Below are 22,613 nucleotides of genomic sequence, written 5' to 3' on the forward strand. Positions count from 1 at the left end.
ACTGGTCAGGATCGGCTGGTGAGCCAGCCGACCACCATGTCGCCGAGCATGCGCCGCAGGTGGGCGCGTTGCGACGTCTCGGTGAAGTCGACGTCGAACAGGTAGCCGAAGGTGTAGCGATTGGCCACCTGGAAGACGCAGTACGAGCTGATCACCAGGTGCACGTCCAGAGCGTCGACATCGTCCCGGAACACGCCGGATTGCCGTCCGTCGTGCAGGATCTCGTCGAGCAGGGAGGTTGCCGGGCGGGAGAGGTCGGGGAGTTCCCGCAGCTGCCGGATGAATTCGCCGCGGTGGATGTTCTCGATCGACACCAGCCGGATGAACGCGTCGTGCGCGATGTGGTGATCGAACGTCACCTCGGCCAGTCGGCGGATGGCCACCACGGGGTTGGTGTGGTCCACGCGCAGCTTCTGCTCAGCTTCGCGGATCCCGCGGTAGGCGTTCTCCAGTACGGCCAGGTAGAGCTGCTCCTTGCCGCCGAAGTAGTAGTAGATCATTCGCTTGGTGGTGCGGGTGCGTTCGGCGATCTCGTCGACCCGGGCGCCGGAATAGCCGGATTCGGCGAACACCTCGGTGGCCACCTCGAGCAGCTCGGCGCGCGTGCGCTCGGCGTCACGCTGCAGTTCGGCTTTGGGCTTGGCGGCCATGGGCCGTGAGCTTACTTGGCACCGCGGCTCAGGCCGCACCCTTTCACTCTAATGAACTAAACGGTACATTCAAGCGCCATGAAGACGTCGATCGCCACGGTCTCGCTGTCGGGTTCCTTGGTCGAGAAGCTGCACGCGTGCGCAGCAGCCGGGTTCGACGGCGTCGAGATCTTCGAGCCCGACCTGATCGCATCCGACCACTCGCCCGAGGAGATCCGCCATCTCGCGCGCAGGCTCGGGCTGTCACTGGATCTCTACCAACCACTGCGCGATCTCGAAGGCGTCGACCAGGCGACGTTCACCGACAATCTGCGCCGCGCCGCCGCGACGTTCGCCACGGCCCGGCGGCTCGGCATCGGCACGGTGCTGGTCTGCAGCAATGTCGGCACCGCCACGATCGACTCCGATCGGGTCTCGGCCGATCAACTGCGGTGCATCGGCGACCTGGCCGCCGACTACGACATCCGGATCGCGTACGAGGCGCTGGCCTGGGGCCGGTACGTCGACGACTACCGGCGTGCCTGGCGCATCGTCGAACTCGCCGATCATCCGAACGTCGGTGTGTGCCTCGACAGCTTCCATGTGCTCTCCCGCGGGCACGACCCGGCTGCCGTCGAGCAGATCGACGGAGACAAGATCTTCTATCTGCAGCTCGCCGACGCCCCGGCGCTGAGCATGGACGTGTTGTCCTGGAGCCGCCACCATCGGCTGTTCCCGGGAGAGGGCGCATTCGACCTCACGGGCTTCGTGCGGCACACGCTGGCCGCCGGGTACACCGGGCCGTTGTCGCTTGAGGTGTTCAACGACACCTTCCGGCAGACCGATCCCCGCCGCACCGCCGTGCATGCGCTGCGGTCCCTGCTGTGGCTGCAGGACCAGATCACGCACACGTTGACCGAGGCCGAGCCGCCCACCGGATTCGACTTCGTCGAGATCAAGGCCGAGGACACCGGCGACGTCGAGGTGCTGCTCGGCCAACTCGGCTTCGTGTCGCGCGGGCGGCACCGCAGCAAGGCCGTGTCCTTGTGGTCGGCTGGGCACGCCCGCGTCGTCCTCAACGAACAGCAGGCACGCGACCAGGCGCCGCATGTGGCCGCGGTCGGGTTGCAGGTGCCCGACGCCGCGGCGACCACGAAGCGGGCGGCCGAATTGATGGCGCCCGTCGCGTACCGCCGCACGTATGCCGCCGAGCAGCCCTTCGGCGCGGCCGTGGCTCCCGACGGCACGGAGCTGTTCTGGACGACCGAACCCGCGTGGGTACACGAGTTCGAGCGCGGGCACGCCGACACCGCGCCCGAGATGAGAATCGACCACATCAACCTGACCCAGCCGTGGCAGACGGCCGAAGACGCCGTGCTGTTTCTGACCAGCGTGTTCGGGCTGACCGGCGACGCTCCGGCCGACGTGCCCGGCCCCACCGGCCTGGTGCGCAGCCAGGTCATGCGCACACCCGACTCGTCGGTCCGGTTGCCGCTCAACGTCGCACCGCACAGTCTCGACGGTGCCGTGCTGCCCCAGCATGTCGCGTTCGCGTGTGCCGACGTCATGGCGCTGGCCCGCACGGCCGCCGCGGCAGGCCTGGATTTCCTTCCGGTGCCCGACAACTACTACGACTACCTGTCCGGGCGGTTCGGGCTGGCCGACGACACCGTGGCCGAACTGCGCGAGCTCAACCTGCTCTACGACCGTGCCCCCGACGGCCGTTATTTCGTGCACTTCTACACCCGCACGGTGGGCTCGGTGTTTTTCGAGTTCGTACAGCGGTTCGACGGTTATGACGGGTACGGCACCGACAATGCGCCGGTCCGCCTTGCCGCCCAGTTGGCCGGCGTCGGTACCGTACGGAGGTGACCGATCGTCTGCTGCTCGTCAACGGGCCGAATCTCAACCTGCTCGGTACCCGCCAGCCGGAGGTGTACGGGGCCACCACCCTGGCCGAGATCGAAGAGTCCGTCAGCGCCCTGGCCGCTGAGCTCGGGTTCGAGGTGCGCGCGGTGCAGAGCAACCATGAAGGTGCGTTGATCGACGCGATCCACGCCGCCCGCACCGACTGTGCAGGCATCATCATCAACCCCGGCGCATACAGCCACACCTCGGTGGCCATCCCGGACGCGTTGACATCGGTCGAATTGCCGGTCGCCGAGGTGCATTTGAGCAACATCCACCGCCGTGAGGCATTCCGGCACCACTCGTATGTCTCGGCCGTCGCCGACGTCGTCATCGCCGGTGCCGGCCCGGCCGGCTACGAGTATGCGGTGCGCTATCTGGCCGGGCGATTGGCGTGATACAGCCGCCGATCGTCCGCTACGCCGGCTTCCTGGTCGCGGCCGAAGCAGTGGCCGGTCTGGTGATGGCAGTCGTGCTCACGGTGCTCGCGACCGGCGGCACCGACAAGCACACCGAGGGATTCAACGCGTACGGGACCGCGGGCTGGTTCGCGCTCATGGGCCTCGGTCTGCTGGCCGGCGGCTGGGCACTGATCACCGGGCGGCGCTGGGGCCGGGGCATCGGTGTGTTCGCCAACCTGCTGCTGCTCGGCGTGGCGTACTACGTCATCACATCGCACCAGGTGGTCTACGGAATTCTGGTGGCCCTGCTGGCCGTCGTCACGCTGGGCATGCTGTTCAGCCCGTCGGCCGTGCAGTGGGCGTCGAGCCGGGACTGAGCTTCAGCTGCGCCAACTGCGCAGCGGCAGCCGCATCGGCCGGCGTGTAGACCACGATGTTGAGGTCCGGCAGATCGGTCGGCGCCAGGCGGTGATACTCCAATTCGATCTCACCGGCCACCCGGTGATCGAACCGCCGCATCCGGGTTTGGAAGCCCTCGATCGCGTGGTCGACCCAGATACCTTCGAACTCCGGACTTTCCACCCGCAACCGGTCCAGCAGTCCCCTGACTGCGGGTTCGTCGAGCCGGGCGGCGTTCTGCATGCGGTATTCGGAGACGAACCGCCGGCTCTCCACCTCCCAGTCGGGCATCAGCTGCCTGATCGTCGGATCGGTGAACACCAGCCACAACAAGTTTCGTTCCGCGGCGGCGACCGTCTGCACCCGCGGGTAGAGCGCCGCGTAGGCCCGGTTCCACGCGACGATCCTCCAGTCGGCATCGATGGCGAAGGCAGGGGAGAGGTCGAACGCGTCCAGCAGCCGCTGCACGTGTTCGGGTGGTTCGCCGGGCTCGTGCGTGGGGTGCGCTCCGCTCGGCGAAAAACCAGCCAGCGAAAGCAGATACGCCTGGTCGGTGGGCGAGAGGGCGAGCGTTTCCCCGATCGATTCGAGCACCTGCCTCGACGGGTTGATGTCGCGGCCCTGTTCGAGCCACGTGTACCAGGTGACGCTGATCGAGGACAGGTAGGCGACCTCTTCGCGGCGCAGGCCCGTGCGCCGGCCGCGGATCGGCGGAAGGCCGCGTTCGGCGCGGTTCAGTGCTTCTCGGCGCATCCGCAGAAACCCGCCCAGTTCTGCGCGAGCCGCCTGGTTGGGCATCGCTCGATTCTAGAACTGGTAGTGGCACTACTAGTGCCTGCGCCGTCTTCGCGCGCTGCGCATTCTCGGCAACCATGTGGGCATGCCGGAATTGAGATCCAGAACCATCACTCACGGACGCAACATGGCGGGCGCGCGGGCACTGCTGCGCGCAGCGGGTGTGTCCGGCGACGACTTCGGTAAACCGATCGTCGCAGTGGCCAACAGCTTCACCGAGTTCGTCCCAGGACACACCCATCTGCAACCCGTGGGGCGGATCGTCTGCGAGGCCGTGCAGGCCGCCGGCGGAATCCCCCGGGAATTCAACACGATTGCCGTCGACGACGGTATCGCGATGGGGCATGGCGGGATGTTGTACTCGTTGCCGTCGCGCGACCTGATCGCCGATTCGATCGAGTACATGGTCAACGCGCACCGTGCGGATGCGTTGGTCTGCATCTCGAACTGCGACAAGATCACTCCCGGGATGTTGATGGCCGCGCTGCGGCTCGACGTGCCGACGGTGTTCGTGTCGGGCGGGCCGATGGAGGGCGGCACCGCGACGCTCGTCGACGGCACGGTGCGCAGCAGGCTCAACCTGATCTCCGCGATGTCGGATGCGGTCTCCGCGGACATCTCCGATACCGACATGGGGCGCATCGAGGCGGCGGCGTGCCCAACCTGCGGATCGTGCTCGGGCATGTTCACCGCCAACTCGATGAACTGCCTCACCGAGGCGATCGGGTTGGCGCTGCCGGGCAATGGCACCACGTTGGCCACGCACACCGCGCGCCGCGCACTCTACGAAGACGCGGGCCGGGCGGTGATGGATCTGGCGCGCCGCTACTACGACTGCGATGACGACGGCGTGTTGCCACGCAGCATCGCCTCACCCGCCGCGTTCGCGAACGCAATGGTCGTCGACATCGCCATGGGCGGCTCGACCAACACGATTCTTCATCTGCTCGCCGCGGCCCGGGAAGCCGAGGTGGACTTCACGATGGCCGACATCGAGGAGCTGTCGAGGCGAATTCCCTGTATCTGCAAGGTCGCCCCCAACGGCCACTACCTGATGGAAGACGTGCACCGGGCCGGTGGCATCCCTGCGGTTATGGGCGAGTTGTACCGAGCAGGCTTGCTGGCGACCGAAGTCCGTTCGATCCATGCCGGCTCGTTGACCGAGTGGTTGCACACCTGGGATGTGCGCTCGCCGCACGCCACCGGCGAAGCTGTCGAACTGTTCCATGCCGCACCCGGCGGTGAGCGCTCCAGCTCGGCGTTCTCGCAGTCGTGTCGATGGGAGAGTCTGGATCTCGACGCCGAGTCGGGATGCATCCGCGATGTCGCGCACGCGTATTCGGCAGACGGCGGGTTGGCGATCCTGCGGGGCAACCTTGCCGAGGACGGGTGCGTGGTCAAGACCGCCGGCGTGGATTCCTCGATCCTGAGCTTCACCGGCCCGGCCGTGGTCGTCGAATCCCAGGAGGAGGCCCAGGACGCTATCCTGCGCGGGCGAGTCCGCGCCGGTGACATCCTGGTGGTGCGTTACGAAGGCCCTCGCGGCGGTCCCGGAATGCAGGAAATGCTGTATCCCACCTCGTATCTCAAGGGTGTCGGGCTCGGCAAGGTCTGCGCGTTGATCACCGACGGACGCTTCTCGGGCGGCTCCTCGGGCCTGTCGATCGGGCACGTGTCGCCCGAAGCGGCGGCGGGCGGCACGATCGCGCTGGTCGAGACCGGCGACGTCATCGACATCGACATCCCGGCCCGGACCATCGAACTGCGGGTCGACGCAGCAGAACTCGACCGGCGACGCGCCCGGCTGGAGCGCGACGGCGGATACTGGCCACGCGAGCGAGACCGGCAGGTCTCACCGGCATTGCGGGCCTACGCCGCGATGGCGCTCTCGGCCGACAAGGGCGCGGTGCGCGACGTGTCAATGCTCGAGGCCGCGAGCCGGGCGTGGCATCCGGCCCGGCCCGCGGCCAATTCTGCCGCTACAGTGCGGTGTTGACGGTCGCGCCTTCGCGATAACGCCGCCCGATCTTGTCGAGCTGTTCGATGGTGTGCTGCCGAGGTAGGACGTTGAAATCGGCGTCCAGCTGGTTGCAGGCGGCATCGAAGACGCCTTCCAGCCGGGGCTCGCCCTCGGCGATCCCGCTCACGGCTGCGGTGTAACCGCGCTCGAGGAATGCCTGCGGGTGATGAACGACCAAGACGGTGTCACCGACTGCGGGCATGGGTGTGCCCGGGCCGAATACGCCGTGAGCGTCCACCATCTCGTTGTAGAGGTAAGGGATGCGGCAGCGTCGGGCCGATTCGAGGTCGGTGCCTGCGGCCGCGCACATGGGTTCGGGGTCGTACAGATCGGACACGAAATTGAAGACGCCACCCGTGGTGTACACGTTGTCGCCCCAGTAGTGGCTGACCTCGCTCACCACGACTTGTGCGGGGTGTTCGGCCATCTCTTGTTTGGCGTGGAAACCGCCCGATCCGGCCAGCGACACCCCGGGCTCGACTTCGGTGACGCCGTAGCTTGCGAGCACCGGGAACGTGCCGACGTTGGCGTTACCGCCGACATTGAGGTGAAGGTCGGCCAAGCCGAGTTCGCGCTCCAGACGCTCCTTGGCTCGAAGCATGGTGAAGAACGCCTCGGTCGGTTTGACCACCGACGGATCCCCGTTCTCTCCGTAGCTGATCGCCGAAAACTGGGTCAGACCCGCAACTTCGACATTCGGGAGGGCTAACAGAGGCCGGATGCCGGCGACACAGTTGTCTTCGGTCCAGCCGCCGACCAGACCCGTGAAGGCGCCTTCGTCGACGCCGACGATGGGTGTCCCGGTCGGCGACTGATTGGTCACCCGGACGTACAGCCGCTGCGTGACACCGAGGTTCGATGCGGCATCGGAGACGCGCTTCGCGGCCTCATAGGTGTAGACCGTGATGAACTCGGGCCGCATCGCGACCACCGCCGGTACCTGGGCCGCGGGGATGTTCTGGATGTGGCCGACGTTGCCGAGCGGAAACCCGTAGCGGTGAATTCGGTGCGCCTGAAGGGTTTCCACTGCACAGGTGGACGGGATGCCGCAGTCCAGCAGCACCTTGGTCATGAAGGGGTTGAGGCCGTTCTGCTTGGTCATGGCATACACCCGCAGGCCGTGTGCTTCGGCCGCTTGCGCGGTGCGGCGGGCGTTGCGGGCGATCATGTCGAGGTCGATCAACTGCGTGGCCGACGGAACGGCACCGGCCTGGTGCAGCTCTATCGCCGCGGCAAGCATGCCTGGGTTGAGATCGAATGTGCGGTCCAGAAGTGTGGTCATGAATCAGCTTTCGGTGTAGTAGGCGGCAAGTTCGGGAAGGTCCATGGCCGGGGGATTGTCGAGATCGAGCCCCGTGCAATCGCGTAGCCGATCTTTGAACCACCGGTCGAACGGTTGCGAGGACGAACTCATGCGGTGCAGCGCGGTGGGAAAATCGACGGATTCCAGATAGGCCACCAGGATGTCGTCGTCGCGAGAACGTGCGATGAACCATGCCTCTTTGCCGATCTCAAGTGCCCGTTGTGATTCGGCGTAGGCGTCTGCGTGCGTGCCGGACAACTCGGCGAGGAACGCTCTGGTGGCTGATGTCTGGCCCGCAAGGATGGGCAGATGCAGACAGGTGGGGGACATTCGACTTCCTTTCAACTGGTTGGGGTGTGCGCGGTGATTCGCGTGTTGTCGGTGCGTGGGTTTTGAATGCCGAAATCCGCATAGACGTCCGGCCGCAGGCGACGGAGGAAACCGGCATACAGTGCGCCGGCACCGAAGGCGACCGGCAGCACTGTCCAGAGGTGGTTCATCAGTTGTGATGTCGCGCCGGTCAGCTCCGGAAAGTGCCACACGGACAGGCCGATTCCGACGGCGAGGAGCACGGCCGCCGCGGTGGGCGCGAGGACGGTCCGCCACAGATCCCGATCGGCTCGGTGCGCGAAGAACCCGACCACCGCACAGCTGGTGAGTGCTTGCAGGCACAGCATCCCGAGCGCGCCGAGGCCCAGGAATCCCGCCGCGATGTCCTCGACGTCGAGTCGGGTCAGCGCCATGCCGACGAGGACCACGCCGGCGAATCCCAGCTGGGTCCGGCCGGCGATGTGAGGCGAGCCGTGCCGGGGATGTACCCGCGCGAGCGCAGGCGGCAGCACGCCGTCGCGTGCCAGTGCGAACATGTACCGGGCAGTGGCGTTGTGGAACGCCAGCAGCGCGGCGAACAGGCTGGTGCAGACCAGCAGATGCATGATGTGATCCGAGATGCCCCCCACATACAGGCTGTTCGCGCGGAACACGAAATCCGAATCCTGTTGGGCCGCTTCGACCGCGCCTTCGGGTCCGAATGCGGCGATCAACGACCATGTGGTGACCACGTAGAAGCCCGTGATGAGGGCCAGCGCCACATAGGTCGCCCGTGGAATCGTGCGGCGCGGTTGACGTGCCTCCTCGCCGTAGATCGCCGTCGCCTCGAAACCGGTGAACGACGAGAAGGCGTAGACCACACTCACCCCGATGGTTGCGGTGAAAATGGAACTCGGCGCAAAGGATTGCAATGGAAAGGCAGCGGGGCCGTTCTTGACCAGGACCATGACGTCGAGCAACCCGAGAATGAGGAATTCGGCCGCCAGCAGCACGCCCAGCACCTTCACGCTCAACTCGATCCGAAAGTACGACAGCGTGACCAGCACCAGGTAGGCGAGTAACGACCAGATCTGCCAGGGCAGTTCGACACCGGTGTCGGAGGCCGCTGCGCTCGCGGTCGAGACGCCGACGAATGCGATCAGTGCGACGACGTACGCGTTGTAGCAGACCAGCGCGACGATCGCGGCTCCCATGCCGAAAACGCGGCCGAGCCCGCGCGTGATGTAGACGTAAAATGCACCGGCACTCACCACATGTCGGCTCATCGCCACATACCCGACTGCGAACAGCGCGAGGGTGAGTCCGGCGATCACGTAGATACCCGGCGTGCCTATGCCGTTGCCATGCCCGATGGACGCGCCGGCCCCGACGAACATCGCGCCGAGTGGAGATGCAGCGGCCACGACCATGAAAACGATTGCCCCTGTGCCTATCTGACCTGAGCGCAGGCGCGGGGGTGGAGGATTGGTTTCCGACAGAGCCATGCTGGCCAACTTTCCGAGATTGAGTTTGGTGAGAATCTGCGACCCCGGGCCTGGGCTGGTGGCGGGGGAGGCGGAGCCGCTCGTGCGACTGAGGGCAGCGTATAAGTCATCAGACAACCTGACAAGAGTGAATGTGGCATGGCCAACACTTCGCTGCGGAAGGGTCTTGCGGATGCCAGATTTGCGTTCGGCGCAGGTGCTGTGGACCGCGACGGTTCGGCCGACACGTCAGACAAGCTGATAGCGTTTGGTCATGGCAGTCCTTCGGAGGTTCTCTCTCGTAGAACAGGCGGCCGACCAGTTGGCTGCGCGGATCACCGCGGGTGAGTGGGAGATCGGTGCCAAACTCCCCGCCGAGTCGGCGCTGGCCGGCGAGCTCGGTGTGGGCAGATCCACTGTGCGAGAAGCCATCAAGGAACTGCGGGGGCGAGGTCTGGTCGAGGCACGGCAAGGCTCCGGCGTGTTCGTGACGGCACTCGAGAGATCCGAGGAGTGGGACGCGGTCCTGCGCCGGGCGGACATCGACGATGTGCTCGAAGTCCGGGAGGCCATAGAGGTGAAGGCCGCCGGCTTGGCTGCCGACCGCAGGGATTCCCGCGACCTCGACCGGCTGAAGGCCACGCTCAAGGCGCGCGCTGATGCGGAAGATGGGCCGTCGGACGAGGCTCTCGTCGAGGCCGATCTCGAGTTCCATCGCGCGGTCGTGCGCGCCGCGCACAATCCGGTGCTGTCAGAGCTGTTCGAATCCTTCGCGCCACGTATCCGGTCGGCGATGCTCGACATGTTGCAGCTGTCGCCCGATGACCGGCATCGGCATGACCAGGACGCCCACTCCGGGATCATGGACGCGATCCGCAAGCGGGATCCCGAGCGGGCTGCGGGCGCCATGCTGGCTCAACTCGAATCCGATCGACGGGGCAACGAGCAGGCCGGCACGGCGCCGCAGTGATGTCGACGGGTGACGCTCAGCCTTTGGGCACAAGCAGATCCGGTCGCAGATGCGACCACGGCCGCACTCGTTCGTAGGCCGCGGCGGCGCGCAACACCTCGGCATCGGCACGCAACCTGCCGACGATCTGGAGCCCAACCGGCATGCCGTCGGCAGTGAATCCGGCGGGCACGGAGATCGCCGGATTGGTCGTCATGTTGAACGGGTAGGTGAGCAGCCAGCCCATGAGTTGATGCGGCAGTGCGGCATCGGCCAAGCTGCGAGGGCAGAACTCGTCGGCTGGAAACGTGGGTTGGGTGGTGACCGGCGTGACGAGAAAGTCGAATCCGCGCATGAACGCCGTCATGTCGTCAACCATGCGCCCTCGAGCCGCATCGGCTCGTTGGATGTCCCGAGCCGTCAGCCGAGCCCCTGCCCGCATCACGGCGACGAGTTGTGCGTCCACCTGCCCGGTCTGCGCATCCCAGTCCGTGGCATCGAGCATCGCCGAATAGACCGGCGTCCAGACTCCTTCCCACATGATCTGTTCGGGATCGCTCCAGCCCGGATCGGCTTCTTCGACAACGCAACCCAGTGCTGTGAACGCCGAGACCGCCTCCAGGCAGATCTCCCTGATCTCCGGGTCGACGGTGGCATATCCGAGATCCGCGGACCACGCGACCCGGGCACCTTCGACACCGCGGTCCAGCGCCGCGACGTAGTCCACCCGATCCGACGGCAGCGACAGGGGATCGGCTGGGTCGAATCCCGCCATCACGTTGAGCATCAGGGCGGCGTCGGCCACCGTCCGGGCGAGCGGCCCATGGTAGGCGAAGGTGTGGAACCGGCCGGCGAGCCGAGTCTGTGGGATGCGGCCCAACGCCGGTTTGAATCCCACGACACCGTTCAGCGCGGCCGGAATGCGCACCGAGCCTCCGCCGTCCGTGCCTTGTGCGAGCTGGCCGATCCCCGCCGCCACGGCCGCGCCCGCACCGCTGCTGGAGCCGCCGGCGGTCATGCCGTGGCGCCATGCATTGTGGGTGGTGCCGTACAAGTGGTTGGACGAGTTCGCCTTGTAGCCGCCTTCCGCTGGGTTCGTCTTGCCCAGGAAGAGACCGCCGGCAGCCTTCAGCCGGGCCGCGACAGGCTCGTCGTGATCGGCGACGGCATCTTTGAACGCGACGATGCCGGACGTCACGGGCGTACCCGTTACGGCGCACACCTCCTTGAGGCTGTAGGGAATGCCGTGTAAGGGTGAAATCGGTTGGCCGCCGGCAAGCTGGTCGGTGAGGATCTTGGCGTCGGCCATCACCTGATCTGGATCGTGGTACACGAAGGCGTTGAGTGAGGGATTGATCTCCGACATCCGGCGCAGCACGGCGTCGGCGACGTCGAGCGGCGTGATTTCGCGGCTTCGGATCCTGCGGGATAACTCCACGGCAGGCATCCAGCACAGTTCTTCGTAATCCGACATGGCGCTCACTTTCGACAGGGTGGTTGAGCAGGCCTGCGGAACGAAGTGTACAACTCATCAGACAACCTGATAAGTGCTACGGGTATGGGGGTGCGGAAGGTGCTCCCAGTGCGCGACGTCGGGTCAGATCAAGCGCGGCACGAACCGGTGGTCAAGCGGTCTCGGCGGCCAGCGCGGTGAGCTCGGGGCCGGACACGCGGTAGGTGGTCCACTCGGTCTGCGGTTTGCCGCCTACGGCGTCGTACAACGCGATCGCGTTGACATTCCAGTTCAGCACCGCCCATGTCAACCGCGAATAGCCGCGTTCGACGCACTCGGCGGCCAACGCCGCCAACAACTTCCGGGCCAGCCCACGCCTACGGAAGGCCGGGCGGACGTAGAGATCCTCCAGGTAGATGCCCGCAACGCCGTCCCACGTGGAGAAGTTGAGGAACCACACCGCGGTCGCCGCGATCTGACCGTCGATCTCGACCATGTGGGCGTAGGCGACCGGTCGATCACCGAAAAGCGCGGTGTGCATCTGGGTTTCGGTGACCATGCACTCGTCGAGCGCTTTCTCGAACTCCGCGAGCTCACGGATCATCGCGGTGATCTCGACCTCGTCGCCGGGCTGCGCCCGCCGGATGACCTCACTCATGCTGCCCCCTCGCAGGCTCGGTCGCCGCATGGCGCCTTCCGATTCGCTCCGCAAGCGTCGCTCATGCTGCCCCCAAACCCGTCAGGATTGTCCGGAATTTCGTTGTGGTTTCATCTAGTTCGTCGTCGGGATCGGACTCGGCGACGATGCCGCCCCCGGCATGGGCCAGCGCGGTGCACCGGTCCGCCGAGAGCTGAGCGCACCGGATCGACACGACCCATCGACCGTCGCCCGCGGCGTCGCACCAGCCGACCGCGCCCGCGTAGAACCCTCGGTCGCCCTCCAGCTCGCGGATCACGGTGGCCGCGGCTGCGGCCGGGACACCGCCGACCGCAGGTGTCGGATGTAGGGCGAGCGCGAGATCGATTGCCGTCGTGTGCTTGTCGCGTAGCCGCCCCCGAATCGGGGTGCTCAGGTGCCACAGCGCGTCGGTGCCGTGCAGCTCGGGTTCGACCGCGATCTGCAATTCGGCGCACATCGGGTCGAGCGCCTCGCGCATGACGTCGACGACCAGTTCGTGTTCGTGGCGGTTCTTGCCCGATGCCGCCAGGGCCATGGCGTTGGCGCGGTCGACCTCGGGGTCGGCCGATCGGGGCGCCGACCCCGCGAACGGCTGGCAGATCACCATGTCGCCGTGGCGTGCGACGAGCAGTTCCGGGCTCGCGCCGACCAGCACCGTGCCGACCCGGGGATCGCCCGAGGCGGACAGGTCGGCCAGGTAGACGGTCGCCGCCCGGTCGGCGTCGGCGAGCCTGCGCAGCACGGCGCGGGTGTCCCAGGGGGCGTCGGCGACCAGGCGCAGGGCGCGTGCCAGCACCACCTTGTCCAGGCCCGCGGCCGGGTCGCGCAGCCGCCGCACGGCCTCGGCCACGCGGTCGCGGTGCACTGTGCTCGGCGGCAGGGTTTCCCGGGACACCACCGTGGGCGGCGTGCCTGCCGGCCAGTCCGGCAGTGCCCCGGCATGGGTGAACGCATCGGGCTCGTACAACGCGGCCGCGGACGTCAGGTCAAAGGGCAACGCGCCCAAGATGATTGGCGCGTTGCCCGAGCGAAGCGCGGCCTGGGCGTCGGAGATTCGGGAGAACGCGGTCCGGACCCCGTCGGCGATCACCGCGCCGGAGGGGCCGGCCAGGACGAAGGATGGGGTCATTGCGGCAGACACGGATTGGGATGGCCGGCCAGGCCGAGGGCGCTGAGCTGGCGCACGCCGTGCTCGAACCCGCACACCGCGATCGAGGCCGCGGCCATCGAGAACCGGATGCCGTCGCGCACCGGCAGCTCGACCCAGCGGGTCAGCATCGCGCGCGAGAAATGGCCGTGACCCACGAAGACGACGTCGCGGGTCCGCATGTGTTCGAGCGCCACCGTGATCGCCCGGTCGGCGCGCTCGGTCACGGCGGCGGCTGTCTCGCCGCCGGGGCAGGGGTGGCTCCACACCGTCCAGTCCGGCACCGTCTCGCGGATCTGTGGCGTGGTGAGGCCTTCGTAGTCGCCGTAGTCCCACTCCGCGAGCATCGGGGTGACCTCGTCGACCGTCAGCCCGGCGAGCTCTGCGGTGACCAACGCGCGCTGCCGGGGGCTGCTGACCACCACCGGATCGCGCAGTTGCAGCTCGGCCAGCGCATTCGCGGCCAGTTTGGCCTGGTACCGGCCGGTATCGGTCAGCTCGATGTCGGTGCGGCCGGTGTGTCTCCCGGTGGCAGACCACTCCGTTTCGCCATGACGAAGCAATATCAGCCGGTGCTGGGCGACACTCACATCGGCGATTCTGCCGCACGCCCGGCCCGAGGTCGCATGAGCGTGCTTGGATGAGCGTGTGACGCGAGTACTAGCGGTCGCCAATCAAAAGGGTGGGGTTGCCAAGACGACGACGGTGGCGTCGTTGGGCGCGGCGATGGCGGAACTGGGCCGGCGCGTGCTGCTGGTCGACCTGGACCCGCAGGGTTGTCTGACGTTCTCGCTCGGCCAAGATCCCGACAAGTTGCCCGTGTCGGTGCACGAGGTGCTGCTCGGCGAGGTCGAGGCCAACGCGGCGTTGGTGCAGACGGCCGAGGGGATGACGCTGCTGCCCGCCAATATCGACCTGGCCGGCGCGGAAGCCATGCTGTTGATGCGCGCGGGGCGGGAGTACGCCCTCAAGCGGGCTCTGTCGAAGCTCGAATCCGATTTCGACGTCGTCATCATCGACTGTCCGCCGTCGCTGGGCGTGTTGACGCTCAACGGTCTGACTGCGGCCGACGAGGTGATCGTGCCGCTGCAGTGCGAGACCTTGGCCCACCGCGGCGTCGGCCAGTTCCTGCGGACCATCGACGACGTCCAACAGATCACCAACTCCGATCTCAAGCTGCTCGGCGCGTTGCCGACGCTCTACGACTCACGTACCACGCACAGCCGTGACGTGCTGCTCGACGTCGCCGACCGGTACCAGTTGCCGGTGCTCGCACCGCCGATTCCGCGCACGGTCCGGTTCGCCGAGGCCAGCGCATCGGGCGCGTCGGTGCTGGCGGGGCGGAAGAACAAGGGTGGACAGGCTTACCGCGAACTCGCCGAGGCACTGTTGCGGCACTGGAAGTCCGGCAAGGCGCTGGCGACGTTCACGCCCGAGGTGGTGTAGCGGGACAGATGGCATCCGTGCTGACCGCCGCGACGGCCTCCGACCAGGGGCCCGTCCGGCCGAGCAATCAGGATGCCGTGCTGGCCGACGGCATCCTGTATGCCGTTTCCGATGGTTTCGGTCCCGACGGCAGGGAGGCCAGTCACATTGCGCTGGACGCCCTCGCCGCCGGCTTTGCCACCGCGCCTGATCGGGACGGACTCATCGCGGCGGCCCGTGCCGCCAACGAGCAGGTCTGGGCCTACGTCACGCCCGAGGGCGGCAGCTCAGGGGCCACCCTGACCGCGATTGCGGTGTTGCCCGCCGAGCAGGGCGGCCCCGTGGCCGTCAACGTCGGCGATTCCCCGCTGTACCGGATCCGGGAAGGGCAGATGGTGCAGCTCACCAACGATCACAGCGTGGCCGGTGAACTCGTGCGGGTAGGGGAGATCACACGCGCCCAGGCCCGGGCCCACCCGCAGCGGCATCTGCTCACCCGGGCGCTGGGGATCGGTCCGCAGCTTCGGTTGGACGTCGTCGACGTCGACTGCCGGCCCGGCGACCGGCTGCTCATCAGCTCCGACGGTCTGTTCGCGGCCGCGGCGGAATCCGACATTCTCGCCGCGGCCACCATGCCCGAGCCGGAGGCCGCGGCGCGTGGCCTCATCGAGGTCGCCAACGAGGCCGGCGGTAGCGACAACACCAGCGTCGTCATCGTCGACATCGGGTGACTTGCCGCGGTCGACCCGCGAGTTCGACGAAAGTGTCGCTGCACGCGCGCCGGAGCGACACTTTCGTCGATCTGGGCGTGCCTCAGGCGGAACCCAGCGCGACCAGTTCGGTGCCACGCTGCTCGAGCAGTGTCGAGCCCGCCGGCGTCGGGACCACAGGTGAGACGCTGGGCGGCCGCGACAGGGGGATGTGGCGTTCACCCTTGCCGGTTGCCGGATCGAATACGTCGTAGCCGTCGTTGACGGGAACCAGCAGCCGCCCGGCCATCACCGTGCCGGGGCCCACGGGCAGGTGCGGCCCGGCCGGTGCGACGGTGTACTTGTAGCGCAGCCCCGAGGCGTCGAAGACCAGGACCGAATCACCCGTCCACCACGTGACCAGATCTCCGGTTTTCGTCGCGATCGATTGCGGTGCAGCGGGTTTCGGCAACAGCGTGCTGGCAACCGTGGTCCCGGTCTCGTCGATGACGTTGACCGTGGGCTTCGGTGTGGGCACATAGACGGCCGTGGTGGTGTCGGTCACGGCGATCACCTGCGCGCCGGAATCGTCGGTCACCCCTGGCAGGTCCACGTTGCGCACGTCCGGCGTGTCTTCCTCGTCGGCCGGGCGCAGCAGCGTCAGCCGCAGGTCGTTCTGTTTGGGACAGGCCTCCAGCACCGACACCGCCGACGAACTCGCGGCCGCCGACACCTGCCGGCACAGCGGCGACGCGGGCACGTCGGGCTTGATGCGCGCGTCGAGGGCGCCCCACGACAACATCCGGACCATGTCGGAGCGCCACAGCTCCAGCCGACTGTCCCCGGCCGACAGCACGGTGGTGCCGTCGGTGGACAATCGCACCTCGGGATCGGCGTAGGCGGTCCGTGCGGGTCCGCGGTTGCCGGTCTTGCCGTCGATGGTGCTGACCTGGCCACAGCCGCGGCTGTCCGGATACACCGCGACGGCGTACTGGTACACCGACGTCACGCCGCACAGGTCGACGTCGCGCGCATAGCTCCACAACGCCGCGCCGCCGACCGGGTCACGTCCCGTGACGGTGCGGCCCTCGCCGGTGACCACCGATCCACCGGCGATCACCGGCACGGTTGTCGCGGGGCTTGGCGTGGCCCACAGCTGGCGCAGGCCGGCGGGCACCTCGCGGGCCGGGGTCAGATAGGGGACGGGAGCGGCGGCGGGCCTGCTGATCGTGGCGCGCGCGTCGCTGGTCCACCAGATCAATCCGGCGGCAACGGCGACGATCACGACGATCGCAGAGGCCGCGACGATGTCGCCGCGCGTGCGGCGTTCGGGTTTGACCATCGGGTCGCGGGAGTCGGTCAGCCGGCGGTGGCTGCTTCGGTCTTGCGCGGGCGACGACGACGCCGGCGTCGGGGCGAGCCCTCACCCGTGCTGTCGTCGGATTCGGCAGGCGCGTCCGGCTCTTCGGCAGACGCCGCGGTCTCGGGATGGCCGGTGACCGGCTTGCCGCCACGGGTCCGTCGCCGGGTGCGGGTGCGGGCCGGACGGTCCTGCGAGCTGTCCGCCGACGAGACGCGCTTCTCGCCGCGCTTCGGCGCGCTGGACCGCCGGGGGGAGCCGACCGTGCCGGTGGCGTCGGCAGGGATGTCCAGCTCCTCGAACAGATGTGGCGAGCTGGAATAGGTCTCGGCCGGGTCTGGGCAACCGAGTCCCAGCGCCTTGTCGATCGTCTCCCACCGGGTCAGCTCGTCCCAGTCCACCAGGGTGATGGCGACACCGGTCTTGCCGGCCCGGCCGGTGCGCCCGATGCGGTGCACGTAGGCCTGCTCGTCCTCGGGAATCTGGAAGTTGATGACGTGCGTGACGTCGTCGATGTCGATGCCGCGGGCCGCGACGTCGGTGGCGACCAGCACGTCGATGTCACCGGTACGGAATGCCTTGAGCGCCTTCTCGCGGGCGATCTGGCCCAGGTCGCCGTGCACGGCGCCGACTTTGAAGCCCCGCTCGGCGAGCTCGTCGGACACCTTCTGGGCGGTGCGCTTGGTGCGCGTGAAGATCATCGTGGCGCCACGCCCGGCGGCCTGCAGCACGCGGCTGACCAGCTCGACCTTGTCGAGCGCATGCGCGCGGTAGACGAACTGCTCGGTGGTGTCGTGGGTGGCGGCCGAGTGCGGGGCCTCGGCCCGGATGTGGGTCGGCTGATTCATGAACGTGCGGGCCAGCGTGATGATCGGGTCGGGCATGGTCGCCGAGAACAGCATCGACTGCCGGTCCTCGGGGATCAGCCGCAGGATGCGCTCGATGTCGGGCAGGAAGCCCAGGTCGAGCATCTCGTCGGCCTCGTCGAGCACGAGCACCGACAGGCCACCCAGTTGCAGGTGACCCTGCTGGGCCAGGTCGAGCAGGCGGCCCGGCGTGCCGACGACGACGTCGACGCCCTTGCGCAGCGCGTCGATCTGCGGCTCGTAGGGGCGGCCGCCGTAGATCGACGTCACGTTGAACTTGCGGTCGGGGCCGGTCAGGTACTTGGCCGCGGTGGCCAGGTCGTCGTGCACCTGGATGCACAGCTCACGCGTGGGCACGACGACCAGAGCGCGTGGCGCGCCCGTGAGCGGGCGCGTCTCATCGCTGGAGATGCGCTGCAGCAGCGGCACGCCGAACGCGAACGTCTTGCCCATGCCGGTACGGGCCTGGCCGATCAGATCGTCGCCGGCCAGCGCCAGCGGCAGGGTGAGCTCTTGGATGGCAAACGGATGTTCGATGCCGTTCTCGGCCAGGGCGCGGACAATCTCGCTGCGTACGCCGAGCTCGGCAAATGTTTTGTTGACGTGTGTCATGTTTGGTGGAGGTGGCCTTTCACTGTCAAACCTCATGGGCATCCAGCGCGCACGAGTTCGACGATGAAACGGCCGGTTCGCCCGTTGATGGCGGCGGTGCCGATCCGCTGGGCCCTGCGCTTGGGGCGGGCCAACTGCGTGCACGCACATTTCCTGGTAGCGGCCCGGGCGGCTTGTAATACGGTCGGCGGGTCTGGAAAAACCCGCCGCAAGTCGGCTCGAAGCCGTTACCGCAACCCATTGTAGCTGGTCGGGGCTACAGCACCGATTTGCCAGTCGGTCGGGCAGTCGTGCGGCGTCTACAGTTGGCCTCATGAATTCGCCGCAGCCCGCAGCACAAGAGATCGTCGAACCGGTCGCCTCAGGGGTGCCGGCAGACCATCCGGGTGTCGTCGAACTGTTCGCGGTACTGGCCTACGGCGAGGTGGCGGCGTTCTACCGCCTCACCGACGAAGCGCGGATGGCGCCCAATCTGCGTGGCCGGATCAACATGGCGAGCATGGCCGCCGCCGAGATGGGGCACTACGAGACGTTGCGGGATGCGTTGGAGCACAGGGGAGTTGATGTTGTCCCCGCCATGACCAAGTACGCGTCGGCGCTGGAGAACTACCACCGCATGACCACGCCGAGCACATGGCTTGAGGCGTTGGTCAAGACCTACATCGGCGATGCGCTCGCCGCCGACTTCTATCTTGAGATCGCCGATGCGCTGCCCGATGAGGTCGCCTCCGTCGTGCGGTCGGTGCTGTCGGAGACCGGCCATTCACAGTTCGTCGTCGCCGAGGTCCGGGCGGCCGTGACGGCCAGTGATCGGCAGCGCCACCGGCTGGCCCTGTGGGCCCGGCGCCTGCTGGGGGAAGCCGTCACCCAGGCGCAGTTCGTGCTGGCCGATCATGACGAGCTGGTCGATCTGGTGATGTCCAGCGGCGAGGGCCTGACGCAGCTGGCCGAGTTCTTCACCCGGCTGCAGCACACGCACGCCACCCGGATGCAGGAACTCGGCCTGGCCTGACCGCCCTTACTGCGTGCAGGTCGTGATCATCGAGTTGTTGGTCTGCTGCACGATGACCGCGCCGGAGGCGTCGGTGATCGAGCAGTTGAGCTGACCCGCGACGCTGGTTCCGGTCACCGACTTGAGCTGCACACCGGGGTTGAGCGTGACGGTCTTGGTCCACGGCAGCGCGACGTTGATGTCGGTCTGCAGTGCGCCTTGGGCATCGGTGTACACGATCGTCACGAGATCGATGAGCTGGCGGTTACCCGTGACGTGGTAGGTCACGGTGTTGGGTGCGGGTGCCGGCGGCGCGGCCTCGACCGGCGGCGCGACAGGCGCGGGCGCCGCGGTTGCGCTGGGTGACGGTGTCACGGTGGTGACCGTCTCGGGCGACAGCGACGGAGGGGCCGGGCGCACGGGCTTCGACGTGGCGTCCTGCGGCGGGGTGGTGGTGGCCGGCTGGCTGGTCTGCGTCGGTGCTGCCACGGTCGCCGAGACCGAGCCGCTGTCACCGCCGCCCAGGATCACCACGGTGCAGATGACCGCGACGAGCAGGATCGCGCCTGCGACCCCGGCCACCCAGATCCAGCGCCGGTCGATCGACTCCTCGTAGAACTCGATGTCGTCGTCGGCGTAGTCGTCGTAGTCGGCGTCGTAGGGAGCGTCGCTGGAGTAGCCGCCATAGGTGCCTGCGGAGTGATCGAATCCGGCCGTACCGTAGCCCGGGCCGTCCTGGCCCTGGTACGTGTGCGCGCGATCCCGGAAACGTTCGGTCTGCGTGGTGTCATACGGCGAATAATGCCTGGTCATGTGGCTATCCCAGTCGTCTCGTCCAATGTCGGTGCTGATGCTATCGATGCAGAAGTGACAGGTGAGGTTTCAGATCGGGTGTGTTGGTCACGGTCCGGACTCGGTTCGGTCGCACAAGATCTCCGGTCCGTCCGACGGCTTCGCTAAGCGCGAACTGCACCCGGCGGGCTGCGGCGGCGCGGTGACGGCGCCGTCCACTAGCCTGCTGAGGGAAACGGCCACGATGTCGACAAAACGAGACAGCCGCAACAGAAAAGAGGTCCGGCGTGGAGGTCAAGATCGGTGTCACGGACAGCCCGCGTGAGCTGGCCTTCAACAGCGCCCAGTCGCCCTCCGAGGTGGAGGAGTTGGTCACCGACGCACTCGGCAAGGATCAGGGTGTGCTGGCGCTGACCGATGAGAAGGGCAGGCGCTTCCTGGTGCAGACAGCCAGGATCGCCTATGTGGAGATCGGCGCAGCCGATGTGCGCCGCGTCGGTTTCGGCGTGGGAGCCGAGTCCGCCTGACGCGGATCAGGCGCGGGTGAGAGGCACGTGTGACAGGCCGCCCCAGGCGAACTGCACCGTGCCCTCCACCGCGGCGTCCTTGTCGATCGGGCGATCACTGTTCAGCCAGTACCGGGCCGAATCGACGCTGATGGCCACCAGGCCGACCGCGATCATGCGGGCCCGGTGGGCCTCAAGCCCCGAATCGCGACTGATCAGATCGAAGACGGCATCGGTGCAGGATTCGGTCGCGACCTTCACCTGTGCGGCGACCTGAGGTTCGCTGACGTAGTCGTTTTCGAAGATCAGCCGGTAGCCCTGGCTGTCGTGGTCGATGAAATCGAAGAAAGCCTCGACCGCCGCGCGCAGGCGCTGGCGGTTGTCGGTGGTGGTGCGCAACGCTTGGCGCACGCCGGACACCAGGTTGTCGACGTGGCGTTGCAACACCGCGAGATACAGCTCGAGCTTCGACGAAAAATGTTGATAGAGAACCGGTTTGCTCACCCCGGCGCGCTCGGCGATCTCATCCATGCCCGCGGCGTGGTAGCCCCGGTCGACGAAAACCTCGCTGGCGGCGACCAGCAGCTGGCCGCGCCGTTCATCGCGGGGCAGCCGGTTTCCGCGACGGCCGCCGCCGGAAGCCGGCTTTTCGCTTCTCCTCTCGGCGGCGTTAGCGAGATCGCTCATCAAGTCCTCAATCTGTATTGCTCTGGCGCACATGGACATGTTCGTCCACGCAGCTCATCGCAACGACACTACTACCGTTGCGGGGTCGGTTTCGAAATGACACCAGCGCGGTCACGGTGAAGCAGCGTCGAGGGTGCTCCTCAGGCTTCTATGCCATCCTGTTTCGGTGACCTACGACCCGGGACGCCGCGGGGGTAGCCGTGTCCCGGCGCTGCGCAACGAGTGGCGGGAGCCTCTGCGTGCGCAACGGGATCCGCTCGCGGTGGATTCCGGCCGGTCGCGAGCCAACCGTGACGAGCGGCAGCAGTGGCGCAAACAGACCTGGCTCGGCCGCTTCGTGTCCACTTACGGCTGGCGCGCGTACGCGCTGCCCGTGCTCATCGTGCTGACCGTCGTGGTGATCTATCAGACCATCACCGGCACCAGCAGCTCGCAGCCCGCCCATCAGGCCGAAGGCCCGGTTCAGGGCCCGCCGACCATCGACGCCGCCAGCACCGCGATCCTCGGCGCTCCGCCCAAGGGGCTGACCCAGTTCGACGCCAACCTGCCGACCGGCATCCTGCCTGCGGGCGGGCCGTTCACCGAGACCGGCGCCAGAACCTGGCACATAGTGCCCGGGACGACGCCGAAGGTCGGGGAGGGCACCACCAAGTCGTTCACCTACACGGTCGAGGTCGAGGACGGCGTGGACACCACGTCGTTCGGCGGCGACGAGGGCTTCGCCAGGATGGTCAGTGAGACGCTGGCCAACCCCAAGAGCTGGACGCACAACGGACTGTTCGGGTTCACGCGGGTGGACGCGACCAGCGGCGTCGAACCCGACTTCCGGGTGTCGCTGACCTCGCCGATCACGGTCCGTGAAGGCTGCGGCTACGACATCCAGCTGGAGGCCTCGTGCTACAACCCGTCCTACGACGGGGACCAGCAGCGGGTGTTCATCAACGAGGCCCGCTGGGTCCGGGGCGCCGTACCGTTCCAGGGCGACATCGGCTCCTACCGGCAGTACGTGATCAACCACGAGGTCGGACACGCGATCGGATACCCCAAGCACGAAGCCTGCGGCGGCGACAACGAGCTCGCGCCGATCATGATGCAGCAGACGTTCTCGACCGCGAACAACGACGCGCACAAATTCGACCCGAGCACGGTCAACGCCGACGGCAAGGTCTGCCGGTTCAATCCCTGGCCGTATCCCATCGCCTGACCGGC

General features: G+C 67.3%; 23 protein-coding genes. 10 read left to right on the top strand and 13 right to left on the bottom strand.

Annotated elements, in window-relative coordinates:
* Positions 1-5: 5 nt before the first annotated feature.
* Positions 6-650 (bottom strand): TetR/AcrR family transcriptional regulator, encoded by a 645-nt coding sequence (locus G6N67_RS23885; RefSeq protein ID WP_036428345.1) that lies wholly within the window; start codon positions 648-650, stop codon positions 6-8.
* Between the two features lie 78 nt (positions 651-728).
* On the opposite strand from G6N67_RS23885, the gene G6N67_RS23890 reads away from it, so the two are divergent.
* Genes G6N67_RS23890 through G6N67_RS23900 form a run of 3 tightly spaced genes read left to right on the top strand, consistent with a single transcriptional unit; the run spans position 729 to position 3,315 of the window.
* Positions 729-2,501 (top strand): bifunctional sugar phosphate isomerase/epimerase/4-hydroxyphenylpyruvate dioxygenase family protein, encoded by a 1,773-nt coding sequence (locus tag G6N67_RS23890; protein WP_036428344.1) that lies wholly within the window; start codon positions 729-731, stop codon positions 2,499-2,501.
* On the top strand, positions 2,498-2,935 hold the full coding sequence (gene aroQ / locus G6N67_RS23895) for a type II 3-dehydroquinate dehydratase (protein ID WP_036428342.1): 438 nt from the start codon (positions 2,498-2,500) through the stop codon (positions 2,933-2,935). The genes G6N67_RS23890 and aroQ overlap by 4 nt, the downstream gene beginning before the upstream one ends.
* Positions 2,932-3,315, top strand: coding sequence for a hypothetical protein (locus G6N67_RS23900; RefSeq protein WP_036428341.1), 384 nt, complete (start codon positions 2,932-2,934; stop codon positions 3,313-3,315). The genes aroQ and G6N67_RS23900 overlap by 4 nt, the downstream gene beginning before the upstream one ends.
* Here the strand turns inward: G6N67_RS23900 and G6N67_RS23905 are convergent.
* Positions 3,275-4,135 (bottom strand): helix-turn-helix transcriptional regulator, encoded by an 861-nt coding sequence (locus G6N67_RS23905; protein WP_036428339.1) that lies wholly within the window; start codon positions 4,133-4,135, stop codon positions 3,275-3,277. The two genes, G6N67_RS23900 and G6N67_RS23905, sit on opposite strands and share 41 nt — an antisense overlap.
* Positions 4,136-4,217: 82 nt before the next feature.
* Between G6N67_RS23905 and ilvD the strand changes: the two genes are divergently transcribed.
* Positions 4,218-6,128: a dihydroxy-acid dehydratase gene (ilvD, locus tag G6N67_RS23910; protein ID WP_036434194.1), complete on the top strand. Its 1,911-nt coding sequence runs from the start codon at positions 4,218-4,220 to the stop codon at positions 6,126-6,128.
* Here the strand turns inward: ilvD and G6N67_RS23915 are convergent.
* From G6N67_RS23915 to G6N67_RS23925, 3 genes are read right to left on the bottom strand one after another with little or no spacing between them, the layout of a single operon-like run.
* Entirely contained in the window at positions 6,112-7,434 is a 1,323-nt protein-coding gene (locus tag G6N67_RS23915) for an alanine racemase (RefSeq protein WP_036428337.1), read from the bottom strand. The two genes, ilvD and G6N67_RS23915, sit on opposite strands and share 17 nt — an antisense overlap.
* Before the next feature lie 3 nt (positions 7,435-7,437).
* A complete protein-coding gene (locus tag G6N67_RS23920; RefSeq protein WP_036428336.1) occupies positions 7,438-7,785 on the bottom strand; it encodes a hypothetical protein in 348 nt (115 codons plus the stop codon).
* 11 nt (positions 7,786-7,796) lie between these two features.
* Entirely contained in the window at positions 7,797-9,188 is a 1,392-nt protein-coding gene (locus G6N67_RS23925) for an APC family permease (RefSeq protein WP_163642277.1), read from the bottom strand.
* 334 nt (positions 9,189-9,522) lie between these two features.
* Between G6N67_RS23925 and G6N67_RS23930 the strand changes: the two genes are divergently transcribed.
* The gene (locus G6N67_RS23930; protein WP_036428334.1) at positions 9,523-10,218 is read left to right on the top strand and encodes a FadR/GntR family transcriptional regulator; all 696 of its coding nucleotides are present in this window, start codon (positions 9,523-9,525) and stop codon (positions 10,216-10,218) included.
* Between the two features lie 16 nt (positions 10,219-10,234).
* On the opposite strand, the gene G6N67_RS23935 is transcribed toward G6N67_RS23930, so the two are convergent.
* From G6N67_RS23935 to G6N67_RS23950, 4 genes are all read right to left on the bottom strand, one after another.
* Positions 10,235-11,671, bottom strand: a complete 1,437-nt coding sequence (locus tag G6N67_RS23935) for an amidase (protein ID WP_036428333.1) — start codon at positions 11,669-11,671, stop codon at positions 10,235-10,237.
* Positions 11,672-11,822: 151 nt separating this feature from the next.
* Positions 11,823-12,308: a GNAT family N-acetyltransferase gene (locus G6N67_RS23940; protein WP_036428332.1), complete on the bottom strand. Its 486-nt coding sequence runs from the start codon at positions 12,306-12,308 to the stop codon at positions 11,823-11,825.
* Between the two features lie 61 nt (positions 12,309-12,369).
* Positions 12,370-13,458 carry an isochorismate synthase gene (locus tag G6N67_RS23945; protein WP_036428331.1) on the bottom strand — a complete coding sequence of 363 codons (1,089 nt, stop codon included), beginning with the start codon at positions 13,456-13,458 and terminating at the stop codon, positions 12,370-12,372.
* Complete coding sequence (locus G6N67_RS23950) at positions 13,455-14,066, bottom strand: acid phosphatase (protein WP_036428329.1); 612 nt, start codon at positions 14,064-14,066, stop codon at positions 13,455-13,457. Before G6N67_RS23950 ends, G6N67_RS23945 begins: the two co-directional genes overlap by 4 nt.
* A gap of 58 nt (positions 14,067-14,124) precedes the next feature.
* Between G6N67_RS23950 and G6N67_RS23955 the strand changes: the two genes are divergently transcribed.
* Both G6N67_RS23955 and G6N67_RS23960 read left to right on the top strand, forming a co-directional pair.
* On the top strand, positions 14,125-14,922 hold the full coding sequence (locus G6N67_RS23955) for a ParA family protein (protein ID WP_073910306.1): 798 nt from the start codon (positions 14,125-14,127) through the stop codon (positions 14,920-14,922).
* 8 nt (positions 14,923-14,930) lie between these two features.
* Complete coding sequence (locus G6N67_RS23960; protein ID WP_036428326.1) at positions 14,931-15,632, top strand: PP2C family protein-serine/threonine phosphatase; 702 nt, start codon at positions 14,931-14,933, stop codon at positions 15,630-15,632.
* Between the two features lie 82 nt (positions 15,633-15,714).
* Here G6N67_RS23960 and G6N67_RS23965 read toward each other — a convergent pair whose 3' ends face one another.
* Together G6N67_RS23965 and G6N67_RS23970 are read right to left on the bottom strand one after the other, a co-directional pair.
* Positions 15,715-16,932 (bottom strand): Rv3212 family protein, encoded by a 1,218-nt coding sequence (locus tag G6N67_RS23965; protein ID WP_036428324.1) that lies wholly within the window; start codon positions 16,930-16,932, stop codon positions 15,715-15,717.
* Between the two features lie 17 nt (positions 16,933-16,949).
* The gene (locus tag G6N67_RS23970) at positions 16,950-18,428 is read right to left on the bottom strand and encodes a DEAD/DEAH box helicase (RefSeq protein ID WP_036428323.1); all 1,479 of its coding nucleotides are present in this window, start codon (positions 18,426-18,428) and stop codon (positions 16,950-16,952) included.
* Positions 18,429-18,741: 313 nt separating this feature from the next.
* On the opposite strand from G6N67_RS23970, the gene G6N67_RS23975 reads away from it, so the two are divergent.
* On the top strand, positions 18,742-19,440 hold the full coding sequence (locus G6N67_RS23975; RefSeq protein ID WP_036428322.1) for a ferritin-like fold-containing protein: 699 nt from the start codon (positions 18,742-18,744) through the stop codon (positions 19,438-19,440).
* A gap of 6 nt (positions 19,441-19,446) precedes the next feature.
* Here the strand turns inward: G6N67_RS23975 and G6N67_RS23980 are convergent, their stop codons facing one another.
* On the bottom strand, positions 19,447-20,232 hold the full coding sequence (locus G6N67_RS23980; protein WP_036428321.1) for a hypothetical protein: 786 nt from the start codon (positions 20,230-20,232) through the stop codon (positions 19,447-19,449).
* Between the two features lie 266 nt (positions 20,233-20,498).
* Between G6N67_RS23980 and G6N67_RS23985 the strand changes: the two genes are divergently transcribed.
* A complete protein-coding gene (locus G6N67_RS23985; RefSeq protein ID WP_036428319.1) occupies positions 20,499-20,738 on the top strand; it encodes a DUF3107 domain-containing protein in 240 nt (79 codons plus the stop codon).
* Between the two features lie 6 nt (positions 20,739-20,744).
* On the opposite strand, the gene G6N67_RS23990 is transcribed toward G6N67_RS23985, so the two are convergent.
* Positions 20,745-21,404, bottom strand: a complete 660-nt coding sequence (locus tag G6N67_RS23990) for an HTH-type transcriptional activator FasR (RefSeq protein ID WP_036428317.1) — start codon at positions 21,402-21,404, stop codon at positions 20,745-20,747.
* Between the two features lie 166 nt (positions 21,405-21,570).
* On the opposite strand from G6N67_RS23990, the gene G6N67_RS23995 reads away from it, so the two are divergent.
* On the top strand, positions 21,571-22,608 hold the full coding sequence (locus G6N67_RS23995; protein WP_036428315.1) for a DUF3152 domain-containing protein: 1,038 nt from the start codon (positions 21,571-21,573) through the stop codon (positions 22,606-22,608).
* The last annotated feature ends 5 nt before the right edge of the window (positions 22,609-22,613 follow it).

It is taken from the genome of Mycolicibacterium mageritense (assembly GCF_010727475.1).
GTDB lineage: Bacteria > Actinomycetota > Actinomycetes > Mycobacteriales > Mycobacteriaceae > Mycobacterium > Mycobacterium mageritense.

Bases quoted from the DNA above. Each gene is read 5' to 3' on its own strand.
- G6N67_RS23885 (WP_036428345.1), bottom strand. From the start codon at position 650: ATGGCCGCCAAGCCCAAAGCCGAACTGCAGCGTGACGCCGAGCGCACG.
- G6N67_RS23890 (WP_036428344.1), top strand. From the start codon at position 729: ATGAAGACGTCGATCGCCACGGTCTCGCTGTCGGGTTCCTTGGTCGAG.
- G6N67_RS23905 (WP_036428339.1), bottom strand. From the start codon at position 4,135: ATGCCCAACCAGGCGGCTCGCGCAGAACTGGGCGGGTTTCTGCGGATG.
- ilvD (WP_036434194.1), top strand. From the start codon at position 4,218: ATGCCGGAATTGAGATCCAGAACCATCACTCACGGACGCAACATGGCG.
- G6N67_RS23915 (WP_036428337.1), bottom strand. From the start codon at position 7,434: ATGACCACACTTCTGGACCGCACATTCGATCTCAACCCAGGCATGCTT.
- G6N67_RS23920 (WP_036428336.1), bottom strand. From the start codon at position 7,785: ATGTCCCCCACCTGTCTGCATCTGCCCATCCTTGCGGGCCAGACATCA.
- G6N67_RS23930 (WP_036428334.1), top strand. From the start codon at position 9,523: ATGGCAGTCCTTCGGAGGTTCTCTCTCGTAGAACAGGCGGCCGACCAG.
- G6N67_RS23935 (WP_036428333.1), bottom strand. From the start codon at position 11,671: ATGTCGGATTACGAAGAACTGTGCTGGATGCCTGCCGTGGAGTTATCC.
- G6N67_RS23940 (WP_036428332.1), bottom strand. From the start codon at position 12,308: ATGAGTGAGGTCATCCGGCGGGCGCAGCCCGGCGACGAGGTCGAGATC.
- G6N67_RS23945 (WP_036428331.1), bottom strand. From the start codon at position 13,458: ATGACCCCATCCTTCGTCCTGGCCGGCCCCTCCGGCGCGGTGATCGCC.
- G6N67_RS23960 (WP_036428326.1), top strand. From the start codon at position 14,931: ATGGCATCCGTGCTGACCGCCGCGACGGCCTCCGACCAGGGGCCCGTC.
- G6N67_RS23965 (WP_036428324.1), bottom strand. From the start codon at position 16,932: ATGGTCAAACCCGAACGCCGCACGCGCGGCGACATCGTCGCGGCCTCT.
- G6N67_RS23970 (WP_036428323.1), bottom strand. From the start codon at position 18,428: ATGACACACGTCAACAAAACATTTGCCGAGCTCGGCGTACGCAGCGAG.
- G6N67_RS23975 (WP_036428322.1), top strand. From the start codon at position 18,742: ATGAATTCGCCGCAGCCCGCAGCACAAGAGATCGTCGAACCGGTCGCC.
- G6N67_RS23980 (WP_036428321.1), bottom strand. From the start codon at position 20,232: ATGACCAGGCATTATTCGCCGTATGACACCACGCAGACCGAACGTTTC.
- G6N67_RS23990 (WP_036428317.1), bottom strand. From the start codon at position 21,404: ATGAGCGATCTCGCTAACGCCGCCGAGAGGAGAAGCGAAAAGCCGGCT.